The 13,179-nt window shown below is 55.8% G+C and carries 11 protein-coding genes and 1 tRNA gene; 3 read left to right on the top strand and 9 right to left on the bottom strand.

The genetic code is table 11. The features are described 5' to 3' along the window. Positions 1-62: 62 nt before the first annotated feature. From HKD32_RS02655 to xseA, 3 genes are all read right to left on the bottom strand, one after another. Complete coding sequence (locus HKD32_RS02655; RefSeq protein WP_010502654.1) at positions 63-416, bottom strand: zinc ribbon domain-containing protein YjdM; 354 nt, start codon at positions 414-416, stop codon at positions 63-65. 85 nt (positions 417-501) lie between these two features. After that, positions 502-864: a hypothetical protein gene (locus HKD32_RS02650; RefSeq protein ID WP_061931491.1), complete on the bottom strand. Its 363-nt coding sequence runs from the start codon at positions 862-864 to the stop codon at positions 502-504. 45 nt (positions 865-909) lie between these two features. Further along, positions 910-2,403 (bottom strand): exodeoxyribonuclease VII large subunit, encoded by a 1,494-nt coding sequence (gene xseA / locus HKD32_RS02645; protein ID WP_061931489.1) that lies wholly within the window; start codon positions 2,401-2,403, stop codon positions 910-912. A 76-nt stretch (positions 2,404-2,479) separates the two neighbouring features. Here xseA and purD point away from each other — a divergent pair, with 76 nt between their 5' ends. Next, a complete protein-coding gene (gene purD / locus HKD32_RS02640; RefSeq protein ID WP_061931487.1) occupies positions 2,480-3,709 on the top strand; it encodes a phosphoribosylamine--glycine ligase in 1,230 nt (409 codons plus the stop codon). Positions 3,710-3,748: 39 nt separating this feature from the next. Here the strand turns inward: purD and HKD32_RS02635 are convergent, their stop codons facing one another. From HKD32_RS02635 to polA, 4 genes are all read right to left on the bottom strand, one after another. Further along, entirely contained in the window at positions 3,749-4,765 is a 1,017-nt protein-coding gene (locus tag HKD32_RS02635) for a hypothetical protein (protein WP_194257468.1), read from the bottom strand. A gap of 80 nt (positions 4,766-4,845) precedes the next feature. After that, positions 4,846-6,489 carry an ABC transporter substrate-binding protein gene (locus HKD32_RS02630; protein WP_061928400.1) on the bottom strand — a complete coding sequence of 548 codons (1,644 nt, stop codon included), beginning with the start codon at positions 6,487-6,489 and terminating at the stop codon, positions 4,846-4,848. A gap of 6 nt (positions 6,490-6,495) precedes the next feature. Continuing rightward, positions 6,496-7,104, bottom strand: a complete 609-nt coding sequence (locus HKD32_RS02625) for an SCO family protein (protein WP_010502643.1) — start codon at positions 7,102-7,104, stop codon at positions 6,496-6,498. 14 nt (positions 7,105-7,118) lie between these two features. Then, the gene (gene polA / locus HKD32_RS02620) at positions 7,119-9,911 is read right to left on the bottom strand and encodes a DNA polymerase I (protein ID WP_061928402.1); all 2,793 of its coding nucleotides are present in this window, start codon (positions 9,909-9,911) and stop codon (positions 7,119-7,121) included. A 50-nt stretch (positions 9,912-9,961) separates the two neighbouring features. On the opposite strand from polA, the gene HKD32_RS02615 reads away from it, so the two are divergent. Together HKD32_RS02615 and HKD32_RS02610 are read left to right on the top strand one after the other, a co-directional pair. Continuing rightward, positions 9,962-10,984 (top strand): alpha/beta hydrolase, encoded by a 1,023-nt coding sequence (locus HKD32_RS02615; RefSeq protein ID WP_228118706.1) that lies wholly within the window; start codon positions 9,962-9,964, stop codon positions 10,982-10,984. Between the two features lie 62 nt (positions 10,985-11,046). Then, positions 11,047-11,123: transfer RNA gene (locus tag HKD32_RS02610), tRNA-Arg, on the top strand. A 130-nt stretch (positions 11,124-11,253) separates the two neighbouring features. On the opposite strand, the gene HKD32_RS02605 is transcribed toward HKD32_RS02610, so the two are convergent. Then, positions 11,254-12,450 carry a helix-turn-helix domain-containing protein gene (locus HKD32_RS02605; RefSeq protein WP_194257467.1) on the bottom strand — a complete coding sequence of 399 codons (1,197 nt, stop codon included), beginning with the start codon at positions 12,448-12,450 and terminating at the stop codon, positions 11,254-11,256. Next, the gene (locus HKD32_RS02600) at positions 12,440-13,081 is read right to left on the bottom strand and encodes a hypothetical protein (protein WP_194257466.1); all 642 of its coding nucleotides are present in this window, start codon (positions 13,079-13,081) and stop codon (positions 12,440-12,442) included. The genes HKD32_RS02605 and HKD32_RS02600 overlap by 11 nt, the downstream gene beginning before the upstream one ends. Positions 13,082-13,179: the final 98 nt, after the last annotated feature.

Genomic DNA, 13,179 nt, shown 5'->3' with positions numbered 1-13,179 from the left:
TTCGGCCCTCACGGAAGATCCGCAAGGGCCGAATGGGAAAATCAACCTGACCAGAAGGGCAATCAGGATTTTTTGACGAATTCCGACTTGAGATTCATAGCGCCAATCCCGGTGATCTTGCAGGCAATGTTGTGCCCGTCCGTCGCATCAACCAGACGGATGTTCTTCACCTTGGTGCCGCTTTTCACGACGAGCGAAGATCCTTTGACTTTAAGGTCCTTCACAACGGTCACACTATCCCCATCGACGAGAACATTTCCGTTCGCGTCCTTGATGACGGAGCTTCCCTCACCCGCATCACCCTGGCCTTCGGCTTCAGGATTCCATTCATTTGCACAATCCGGACAGACCCAGAGGGTACCATCCGGATAGACATGTTCGGACCCACATTTGGGGCACTTCAGATTATCAGTCATCGCAAGCCTCACTCTTTTGTGAGGCGCATCTTAAAGCACGGTGAATGATAGGGAAATGCGACAGCTCAATCTGAGCTGAAAACTTTTACCGGCACACGCTCTTGTTGCCATCAGCCGCAATAAACGTGCCCGTCAAAGGCTCGAAACAGGCATTCTGCGGACAGGAGGACGCAGTGCTTGCCAGCCCCTGAGCATAGACTGCTGCACCAGCCTGATTGGCTTCATGCAGCGCCGTGCCGCACAAAGGCGTATTTATTGGTGCAGAAGGATCATTGAGCAGCACTTTCTGCCCTGTATGTGGCGCTTCTTCAGCCAGCCCAGGTGCAAAATCCTGCGGAGGGATCTTCTGTGCCGGAGCCTGCACAGCCGTCTGGGCTGGAGCAGCAGGCTGTTCGGCACAAGCCGCCAGAAGAGGCAGGACAACAAGGCTCAACCAGAACGGACGCATGTGAACTCCGGATTACAAGCCGGGCAACGGCCCGGCACTTCATGATTAAAGCCCGAGATCGCCCTGAAACGTCAGAGCATCCAGTTTTGCCCCACGTTCGCCATCAGCGAAAGAGAGAACAATACGGTCATTAACAGGAGTAGCCTTCGAACTGGTAACCGGGCGCCCTTTGCTATCCTGAACCAGCACATAACCACGGCTCAGAATGGCTTTGGGGGACACGGCTTCCAGATGGCTTCCTAACCCTGCCAGACGTGCTTTTTGAAGACGAATGGCCCCGTTAAGCGTCTCGGGAGACAACCGCTGCCGCTCTACACGAAGATGGAAACGCTGCGCCACGTTCTGCCATGCCGTCACCAGAGCTGTTTCTGCCTTCTGAAGCGCACTTCCCCGGCGTTCAATCATCAGCACAGGTGACGGAAGCTGACGGGAGGGTGCAGTCAACGCCGCCCGGGCACGACTGACGATCAGTTCCGGCGAGGGCAACTGATGCAAAGGCGCATCCAGCCGGCTTCTGATCCGCATCACATAGGCCGGAAGTGCCAGTTCAAGGCGCTGACTGCGATCGTCCAGTCTCATGCGTGCGGTCGCCAGAAGAGACGGCAGATCCGGCAACCCGGCCGTAGCCTGTTCAAGCCGCCCGCGAGACACCTGCATGATCCGGCTCAACCCACCCGCCAGACGAGCCGTACGATGCGCCAAATCGGCCACCAGTTCGGAGCGTAGCGGAACGGCCATTTCCGCCGCCGCCGTTGGGGTTGGCGCACGTCGATCGGAGACGAGATCAATCAGCGTCGTATCCGTCTCATGCCCGACCGCAGAAATCACCGGGATGGGACACGCCGCAACGGCACGCAAAACGCGCTCGTCATTGAACGCCATGAGGTCTTCCAGCGACCCGCCGCCACGCGCAACAATCAGAACATCCGGTCGGCGCAGTCTTTGCGCCATCCCTTCAATCGCTGCTGCAATCTGGGCCGCAGCCCCTTCCCCCTGCACAGTCACGGGCCACAGCAGGACATCACGCGGAAAACGACGCTCGATCGTCGTCTTAATATCGTGCAGCACCGCCCCCGCGCGGGACGTCACAACACCGACAAGCGTCGGCAGGAACGGGATCGGCTTTTTGCGGTCAGCCTCGAACAGGCCCTCTTCCAGCAGTTTCCGACGCAGGCGTTCAATGTTCGCCAGAAGCGCGCCCTCGCCCGCAAACTCCATGCGGTCGATGATGAGCTGATAACTGGACCGCTCTCCGTAAGACGAGACCTTCCCCGTCGCGATGACTTCATTGCCGTTCTCAGGCGCCATCCCCAGACGGGACACGGTTCCGCGCCAGATCACGCCGGAAATCTTTCCGCCCTCATCTTTGAGGGACAGATAGACATGCCCGGACGGGTAGCGCTTAAGCTCCGTGACTTCTCCACGCACCCGAACGCGACCGAATCCGGTCTCAAGCGTGCGCTTGATGGCTCCGGAAATCTCGGAAACTGAATATTGCGGCACATTCCCGCGCATGGACGCGGCATCACTCTCCATCATGGCGCCAGTCTATGCTACGCACGCCCTCAGACGAAGCCCTGATCTCAGGGACCCGCAGATGAAAAGGGAGAGCGGAATGCGCGTTTTGCTGGTCGGTTCCGGAGGGCGCGAGCACGCCCTGGCAACATGTCTGGCGCGCTCGCCCAGTCTTTCAGCGCTTTATGCCGCTCCCGGCAACCCGGGCATGGCCTCTCTGGCAACGCTCGTTCCCCTGAAGGCCGATGACGTTGCAGGACTTGTCGCTTTTGCAAAAGAGCAGAACATCGACCTGATCGTTCCCGGCCCTGAAGCACCTCTGGTGGTCGGTCTGGCGGATGCCTGTGCCGAAGCTGGCATTCCCTGCGCTGGCCCTACCAAGGCTGCAGCCCTTCTGGAAGGCAGCAAGGCGTTCACCAAAGACGTTGCGGATGCCGCTGATATTCCAACAGCAAAATGGGAACGCTTCGAAGACGAAGCCCCGGCCCTTGAATTCGTTCGCCGTCGCGGTGCGCCGATCGTTGTAAAGGCAGATGGTCTGGCAGCCGGTAAAGGCGTGGTCGTCGCCCAGAGCATCGAAGAAGCGGAAGACGCCATTCGCAAGCTCGGTATGCCGCTGGTCATTGAAGAATGTCTGGTGGGCGAAGAAGTCTCGCTGTTCGCGTTCTGCTCAGACGACAAGGCCGTTCTGATCGGTGCTGCCCGCGACCACAAACGTCTGGGCGACGGAGACACAGGGCCGAACACAGGAGGAATGGGCGCTATCTCCCCTCCGCCCGGCTTTGATCGCACGGCTCAGGAAAAAGCTCTGGACCTCAGCGTTCGTCCGATGCTGGCGGAAATGGTGCGTCGCGGAACACCTTTCCGTGGCGTGATTTTCGCTGGCCTGATGCTGACCAATGAAGGCCCAAAGCTGATCGAGTACAATGTCCGCTTCGGTGATCCGGAAGCACAGGCACTCCTGATCCGCCTCAAGTCAGACCTGCTCCCGATCCTTGCCGCTCTCGCAGATGGTAATCTCGACCATGCCGCCGCCGAGTTCTCCGACGAAGCCTCCATCTCATTGGTTCTGGCTGCCAACGGGTACCCGGATGCTCCGAAAAAAGGTGGACGCATTTCGGGCATAGACCGCGCCGAAGCCGTCCCGGGCGTCTCGGTTTTTCATGCCGGAACAAAGCTGGTCGACGGCGTTCTTGTCGCGGATGGTGGACGCGTTCTGACAGTCTGCGCCAAGGCCGCTACGCCAGAAGAGGCCCGTCGTCTTGCTTATGAAGGCGCGTCAGCCATTCAGTGGGAAGACAAAATTTTACGTACGGATATTGGGCTGTAAAAATACCCAATGGGTGTGAAGTAATCCCTGCATAAAGCTTCACTTCACACCCGCCTCAATCTGTCCGGTACTCTGTGTGACGGCTGTATGTCCAGCGTGATTTTCATCAAAATGGAAATGCAGCGTCGGGCGAGACGTATTGTCTGGTTCAGGAAGGAAAAACGCCTGACCAGCGTGCCTGTCCAGCAAAACAGCCGCCTTCCTGAAGACATCTCCCCCAAGGGCTGCAGTCGAAATATCAGACTGGAACAGCACATTCAGAGGACCTGGATTATAACCGCCAATATCCAGCCCATTAAGAACAGACTGGTGCCCGACCGATATCCCGACATACCGGGTCGTCACGATCGGTTCATGCCGGATGTCATCCGACGTCAGGCTCAGGGCGTCTTCCCAGGATGTCGGTAAAACCGTTTCTGATAAATCCGGGTCAAGAATCATATCCTGAGATGTTGTATTGGCGCGAACAGCAATCAGTGCTCCACGCCGCAGTTCCACAACATGTGCCTGAGCCCCCATGAGACGATGCGCCGCATCCTTGCAGGCCCTGTCTGTTCGAAACTTCAGAAACGCCAGCTTTCCGTTGGGAATGTCGAAGAGAACATCGGTCCCGGAGAATACCTCGTTCCCCAGTCCCAGCATTCCAATAAGGGGCCGGCCATCGACACGGTGCTCAGCCTGACCGTCCAGAAGATTGGCAGCCATTTCTCCCAGATCCATTGGTCCGATCTGCACATCATCAAGGAGCGTTCGGGAGGTTAACGTCACCGCGCCATTCTGGGCTTTCAAGGGCATCTCCGCTCCACGCGGGAACCACAGCTTTCCGGCATCGTGAACCATAACGCGCCCGAACATTGGGCTGACATACATGGCCGCATCCACGCCGTTGACCTTGACCGGAATAATCGGGGCGTCTCCCGGGCCACCCAGCAGAGGAAGAACAACCGCAGCCTTGATGCAGTCATCAGATGATTTCTGTGTTTCCTGCGTACTCGCTTTCCCGATATTCAAAACAACAAGACACACGCCCATGAGTCTAACGAACAAAACTCTCATGAATCGTCTCCTTGCAGGCCACGCAATACAGGGGAGGCATCAGCAAAGACTATTTACACAATATTATTCTCGTTCGGGCGCTATTTCACCCAGATATGCGAAAACAGCATGTGGTTCAAAAGCGTAGAATAATAATTCCCCAGCCTTTTCGATACAAAATCAATGGTTTTCATCTGGATCATCGGTGCACCCGGCATCTGCCGCATGATCTCGTGCCCCGCCTCCTGCCAGATGGGCGCGGCTTTGGCGGGGTCAGTCTGCGCCTTAGCCTGCTCGAACAGGCTCTGAACATGCTGATCACAGAAGCCGGTAAAGTTTGGGGAAATGGCGGAATTTGGATGGTAGTTATCGCACCCGAACAGATCATCCAGAAACGTCGACGCGGACGGATAGTCGGCAAACCAATAGGCCAGAGCGATCTGAACATGGTTCGCCGTATTCTGCTCGTAAGAGTCCGCCAGACCCGCTGTAATCGGACGTAACTGCGCTTTCAGGCCAATCTGCTGGAGCACGTTTCGCAAATACGTCCCCATGCCCAGTTCGATAGCGCGATTAGGGACAACCAATGTAACCGCCTGCCCCTCCGCTCCTGCTTCCCGAACCAACCGCTGCGCTTCTTCAAGATTTTGAGGGCAGGATAACCCAAGATCCGCACCCGGAATACCATGAGGCACCATCTGGCAGAGCGGTTCAGAAATGGCACTCCCACCAAACAGGATCGTCATGGCATGACGATTTACCGCCAGACTGACCGCCTGCCGGACCCGCTGATCCGTAAACGGTTTTTCATGAACATTCATCGCCAGATAATAGAGACCAAGAAGCGGCTCGATATGCACTTGGGACGTATATTTCGCCCCCAGTTCTCCCAGTCGGTCGGAGGGCTTGGCATCCAGCATCCAGTCATATTGCCCCTGCTCAACGGCCGTAATCTGCGCTTCGTCCGACAGACCAAAACTGTACTCGATATGATCGACGAACCCATCCGTCTGCGCCTGAGGATTCCAGACGTGAAAGTAGGCGTTCCGCTCCAGAGATAGTCCGTGCTCGGGATCGTAATGCGTGATCCGGTAAGGTCCCGTCCCCGGTGCTGTCGCATTTCCAAGATCGTGAGACGAAATTCCGGCGGGCAGAATGACGGCATGAGGAAATGCCAGCTTGTAGAGAAACTCTCCATCCTGATGCGTCAGATGAAAAACAATTGTGCCATCCGGATGACCTTCAACGCCTGGCAACGTGCAATGATCTGGCGCATCCAGGCACTCTTTTGCCCCGACAATCCCACCATAAAACGAGGCGGCCGTCGGGCTACCAACCCGATAGATCCGGCGGAAAGACGCAACGACGTCCTCAACACGGACAGGCGATCCGTCCGAAAATTTCAGGCCAGATCGCAGATGCAGCGTCCATGTCAAACCATCCGGACTGATGGTCGGCATGGCTTCGGCCAGATCAGGCACAACATCCAGCCCTGAAGGACCGCGCGCCTGACGGAACGTCAGCAGAGGGTCGTACATGTTGACGAACACCTGCATGTACTGCGTGCCGTAATTGACCTGCGGGTCCAGCGTTCCTCCTGGACCATCCGCCGTCAGACGGAGCGTCCCTCCACGATGCGGGCTACCGAGCGTCTGCCCATCCCAATCTGGCGGTGTCTGCTCTTGTGCAAGGGCACTTCCTGCCACACCAAGAGACAAGGCAAGGACCAGAGCCGACAACCGCATCGTCACTCAGCGCTTTGCAAGTTGGCGCAGGCGCGCAATCAGGGCATCGGCATCACCGGTCGCATCAATCGTACCCGCATACCGGGCATTCGGATCCATGATGACAATCCGCGGAGCCGGAACGTAATGGTCGCCCTCTTTTTCATCCGGTGCATGATATTCGGCCGTCATGGCCTTGATCATGTTGGGCGTTCCCGTGAACGGCATGACATGAGGCGCAACCGGAATAACGTAGTTCCTGAGAGCTTCATTCTCATCAAACGGATCTAAAGACACTGCCAGCGGCGAGACACGCACGCCTTCTGCATGGAGCGTCTGATAAGCCTGCTCCATGCTCTTCAGCACGGGCTGGCAGCGATCTTCCGGGCAGTTCGTGTCGAAGAACCACACCAGCATCCAGGTTCCGTGGAAGTCTCCTTCCGTGACCGTACTTTCCCCAAGGGAATCAAGGCGGAAGCTGCCACCGACTTCATTTCCGTTGGACTGCACAAGAAGTCCCGGCCCGCCATGAGAGGCCAACTGGAAGCCGACCCCGGCCAGAACCGCCGCAACTGCCAGCACTCCCCAGATAATGCGATTGCTGACCCGCTTGCGGCGTTCGTGTTGGGTTTCCATGCTCGTTCAGTCTCTCAGTGTGCGTCAGCCCAGCTCGGGCCGATACCGGTTTCAACCTCAAGCGCCACATCCAGCTTTGCGGCACTTTCCATTTCCTGACGGACGAAATCCGCCAATTTCTGCGCATCCTGCTCCTGAACTTCGAAGAGCAGTTCGTCATGCACCTGAAGCAGCATCTGCGCCTTCAGGCCCGTCTCAGGCAGTTTTCTCGCCAGACGCACCATCGCGCGCTTGATGATGTCAGCAGCGCCACCCTGAAGCGGCGCATTGATGGCCTGACGTTCCGCATAGGACCGGCGAGCGCCGTTCTTGTCCTTGATGCCCGGCACATAACAGCGGCGACCAAACGGCGTCAGAACGTAACCATGTTCCTTCGCCTCTTCCTTGGTTCGGTCCATATAGGCGCGAATACCGGGATAGCGAGCAAAATACGCATCAATGTAAGAGCGTGCCTCACCCGGCGAAATCTGAAGCTGGCGCCCCAGACCGAACGCTGAAATCCCGTAAATAATGCCGAAGTTGATGGCCTTGGCCCGACGACGGGTCAGCGGGTCCATACCTTCAATGGGAATACCGAACACTTCGGAGGCCGTGCGGGCATGAATATCCTGCCCCAGATGGAACGCCTCCAGCAAAGGCTCGATCTTCGCCACATGGGCCAGAAGTCGCAATTCGATCTGACTGTAATCCGCCGACACCAGAACATGTCCCGGAGCCGCCACGAAGGCCTTGCGGATCAGCGCGCCTTCTTCGGTCCGAATGGGAATGTTCTGAAGGTTCGGCTCATTGGAAGAGAGACGTCCGGTGGTCGTAATGGCCATCTGGAAGGACGTGTGAACACGTTGCGTCCCTTGGTCCATCTGCTCAACCAGTGCATCGGCGTAAGTGGATTTCAGCTTGGCCAACTGACGCCAGGACAGGATCTTCTGCGGCAGGTCATGCCCCTGCTCCGCCAGTGCTTCCAGAACGGATGAGTCCGTTCCCCAGGAGCCGCTCTTGGTGCGTTTCCCGCCCGGAAGCTCCATTTCATCGAACAGGATCTCACCAAGCTGCTTGGGAGAACCCACATTGAAACTGCGCCCAACCTGCTCGTGAATATCCTTCTCGATCACAGCCATACGCGTCGCAAAATCGGCCGACATGCGCCGCAGTTCGACCGCATCCACTTTGATCCCGACGTCTTCCATATCCGTCAGAACTTCAATCAGAGGACGCTCGATTTCTTCATAGAGGGCCAGTGACTGACGCAGACGCAGTTGCGGACGAAGCACCTGCCATAGCCGCAGCGTGACATCAGCATCTTCCGCCGCATAGGCCGTCGCCTGATCCAGCGGCACTTCAGCGAACGGAATGCGCTTACGACCCGTCCCTGTCACAGAATCATACGTGATCGGCGTATGCCCTAGATGAAGCTGCGACAGTTCATCCATGCCCTGCCCGTGCTCTCCCGCAGACTGCGCATAGGAGATGAGCATCGTATCGTCGATCGGTGTAATTTCAGGCAGCCCGGCCTTACGGAACACCGTCAGATCATATTTCGCGTTCTGGAAGATCTTCAGAACGGATGAATCGCGCATTAACGGCTCAAGGCGCTTCAGCGTCTCCGTACGATCAAGCTGCTGATCGGTCGGCTGATCGTCCGGCCCATCCTGCAACAGATCCCGCTTGCCCTCATGCAGGAACGGCACATAACAGGCCCTCCCCGGCGCGACAGACAGCGACAACCCAACCATATTGGCCTGACGCGCATTGAGACTGTCCGTCTCCGTATCCACAGCCACAAATCCGGCTGCCCGTGCGTCGGCAATCCAGCGATCCAGCGCCTCGAAATCCGTGACGGTCTCATACGGCCCATAGGACGCTTCAGAGAGCGTCACGGTCGGCGCTTCACCCTCTGCCGGAGCGGCTGCTTTGGGACGAGGCGTGGGCCTTGGCTTTGCGGCCAAGCCAAGGCCCATCCGCTGGATCGTGGAATGGAAGCCCATCGTGTCGAGCCAGTCCCGGAGCGTTTCCTGAACCGGCTCACGGCACCCCAGTTCCTCAATCGGCTGCGGCAACGGCACATCATCCGCCAGCAGAACCAGCTTGCGAGACATCCGGGCGGCATCCGCAAACTCGATCAGGTTCTGACGTCGCTTGGAGGCTTTCATGCCCTCCGCAGCATCCAGAACCTTTTCCAGCGTGCCATATTCATTAATAAGCTGGGCCGCGCCCTTCGCACCAATGCCCGGCACGCCCGGCACGTTGTCGGTAGAGTCCCCCATTAGGGCCTGAACATCGACAACCTGATCCGGCCGCACACCAAACTTGGCCTCAACTTCCGCTTCCCGAATCGGCTTTTGCTTCATCGGGTCCATCAGTTCGACGCCAGGGCAGATCAACTGCATCAGATCCTTGTCCGACGAGATGATCGTACAGCGGCCGCCTTGTGCCACAACGGCCTTGGCATAGCTCGCGATCAGATCGTCCGCTTCCCAACCGGCCAGTTCAATCGCAGGCACATTAAAAGCCGCAGTCGCATCCCGAATCAGGCCGAACTGCGGGCGCAGATCTTCCGGTGGCTCGGGACGATGTGCCTTGTACTGCGGGTAAATCTCGTTGCGGAACGTGTACCGTCCGGCATCAAAAATAACAGCCAGATGTGTGCCAACATGGTCGCGCAGCAGGCGCGTCAGCATATTCGTGAAGCCATAAACCGCATTGACCGGCACGCCATCCGGGCTCGTCATGGGCGGCAGGGCATGGAAAGCACGGAAAATGAACCCAGACCCATCAATCAGAACCAGATGAGGCGTTTCAGACGGCACGAATATCTCCCTTCTCGCCCGGAAGGGGCGGACGCTCTAAAATCCCTGCGATGATAGGCTCATTCCCCTCCGTTTCAAACCGCCTGCGGCGTCTTTCCTGCACCTTCGTCTGCTTTGCAGCCTGTACGCTGCTTCTCGGAGCCTGCACACACCGCCCAATGCCGGACCTGCACCCAACAGCAAAAGAAACAGCCCTCATCCTCCCGGATGTGACGCTCAGCATGTCGGATGGCGCTCACATTCCTTTAAGAATTTATCCCGCCGCACACTCCTTGAAGGCCGCTATTCTGGCCCTTCATGGCTTCGGAGACAGCCGGGATGCGTGGGAGTTCTTTGCCCCGCCCCTAAGCGCTGCCGGTATCGAAATCGTTGCACCGGATCAGCGCGGGTTCGGCGCAACACAGGACGAAGGTGGCTGGAGCAGCACAGCGCGCATGATTCAGGACACGCGGGAAGAGCTTGCGTGGCTTCACAGCCGTTATCCCGGCCTCCCTCTTTATGTCATGGGCGAAAGCATGGGCGGAGCGGTCGCCCTGCTTCTCGCCACCGATCCGCCACCAGAGCTATCAGGCACAATTCTGCTCGCTCCAGCCATCATGAAAATCGGTGAGCCATGGCAGACTGTTCTGGATGGTATCGACACAGTCGCCCCTCACTGGAAACTGGATGGATCAGCCGTCCCCGGAGAACACGTTGCAAGCGACAACATTCATGCCCTGCGTCGCATGTATTTCGACCCGTTGACCCAGCACAGTTCAACAGTTCATCCACTTGCTGGCCTGACCCACCTCATGACCGCAGCGTTCAACGCCGCCCCATACATCAGAACGCCAATGCTCATGGTATTCGGCGGTCGAGACCAGTTCGTCCTGCCCTCATACACCGCACGGTTTCTGAAGCGCCTCCCCGCCGCCGTCCGACTGGATGAATTTCCGACAGCCCACCATCTGATAAGCCGTGACAAACGGATTACCGCACAAGACGTAGCCTCATGGATACTGACGCCAGACCAAGCTTTACCCTCGGGCGGCGACATTGCCGCAGCCCTCTGGAAAGCAACAGCTCAACCGTGATTGAACAAAATGCCGATTGGGGCTTGGCAAGCCCATCCTGAACCGTCTATTGGAAACCCGACGGACCCGTAGCTCAGCTGGATAGAGCGTTGCCCTCCGAAGGCAAAGGTCACGCGTTCGAATCGCGTCGGGTCCACCACCAATCTCAGAAATCGCTATCTTCCGCCAGTTTTTCGGTAGGTTTGACACCTTCCAAGACGGGTTTGACAATTGCTCTAAAGCCCAAGGTGAGCTTTAGAGCCTTTTTTCCAAGATTTAATAATTTTTCTCTACTTTAGTGTAGGCTCCCAACGCACATCTGTGCGTCGAGTCAGAGACCCTTCATCCAAACCTAGCAATTGCTCCAAAGTAGAGCCAGAAAGCGCCAGATCCGCTTTCAATTCATCAACTGGGTATCGTCCACTTTTAAAGACAAGCTCGGCTACTCGCTTAAGTAGGATTGGATCTTCAAATCCAATTGCCGTCACACCTGAGTCCAGCGGTTCCACAGTTCTCCATTTTTTATAAGAGATCTGCTTGTACATATTTACAATTTGTCGTTCATCGAAAATTCCTAGGTCTTTACACCTATAAACCATCGCTTGAATTGCAACTTTCCATCTGGCTTTAAGATCTACGAAAGATTCGACACGAGTTGAATATACTTCATTGGGAAACGACTTACGTGGAAGCAAAAAAGCTCCCGCGAAATGATCGGCTTCCGCTTCAATTCTTTTAAGTCTTTGAGGATCATCCAACTCCTCTTCACCGACCCACCTATGCAGACATAAATGTGCCAATTCATGCGCCACATCGAAACGACGGCGAACGGCACTTCTTTTATCAGAAGCTAAAAAAATGAATGGCCGCTCGCCAACCCAATAAGAAAAAGCTTCCACATTTTCGGCAGGCATTTCAAATCTACAAATCGAGACTCCTTTTGTTTCCAAAAGGCGAATCACGTTGGAGATCGGCCCTAGACCCAATCCAAAATGTTGCCGTGTTTCTTCGGCATAATGCTCAATTTCTTCATCAGAATATCCCTCCGCTTGAGTATGGGCAGGCTCAAAGCTAGGCAAATCCACTTTTGGAAAGTTAGCAATATGGTCAAAGGCATAAACAGTTCTTGCGAACCATTTTGAGTAGACTTCACATGCCTGATCCCGCCGCTTTGTATCTGCTCCTTTTTTTCTGAAAAAGTTTGCAGTTTGACGCCCAAATGTTTCGGTCTCTGGCTTAGTAAAGAAATTCAGCGGCTGCCTTAGTTCTTCTGATATCTGTAGTAAGACCTCCGGAGCAGGCTGTTTGCTACCCATCTCATACGACGAGACGGCTTGACGACTCACACCAATACGTGACGCCAACTCAGTTTGAGTAAGACGCGCAGCCAATCTTGCCTCAGTAAAACGAGCAGGAATCAAAAGCCGCCCGTCACGTGAAGACTGGGCGGCCGTCGGAAACTGAAGGATATTATTGTTATTCATCATTGTCCTTCACCCAACGCTCGATCTCATCTTTCAGTAGGCCCACTTCATTAAAGTCTATATCTGTATCTTCTACTTCCGGCCCCTCAAATGGCACGGCATGTGGAAGCTTCATTAAGTCGGGAGACAGCCAAGCCCATGCCCTCTTCGAACGCGAAGAAGGTATACCAAAGTGAGCAAACTCTAGTGTTTGATAACCGTGGACCAGAATGAAATGAGGACGGCCAACTACAGGTGCTTCACTTTCTAAAGGGGTCAACAAATCCGGAGAATTAAGTCTAGCATTCTCTCGAAATACAACATTCCGAGGCTGCCTGTGAGGATCGTCAACCTGGCTGATAGAAGCAGTCGAGTGAGAAAATATCAATTCCAGGTATCGACCCGTAGGTTTCGCAAACGGCTGCCATCGGTAGTCACATGAGATTGCTCCTGTTTCGATAGCTCTTTTGATCGCAAGATCTACTGACCAAGTTATAACACGCCCTTTGTTATCACGGGCGCTTTCAACTTGGAGAATGGGACTCTCTTGAATCAGACTTTCAGCAGCGGCGTAAGCCGTTTTGAATACAGTCGGGATGGCTGCCTGGCTACGAACTGACAGCTGATCTTTAAAAAAAAGCTCTGGATCAGCCATCTTTTACACTCCCGTTTGGCTTGACGATCTCTCCCGCAACCAAATACGAAATTATTATTGTTTTGTCAACCAAATCGGAAAGATTCAGTTCCGTTCAG

Origin of the sequence: Gluconobacter japonicus (assembly GCF_015244665.1) — a bacterium.
Classification (GTDB): domain Bacteria; phylum Pseudomonadota; class Alphaproteobacteria; order Acetobacterales; family Acetobacteraceae; genus Gluconobacter; species Gluconobacter japonicus.
This window is presented reverse-complemented; position numbering and strand designations above follow the sequence as displayed.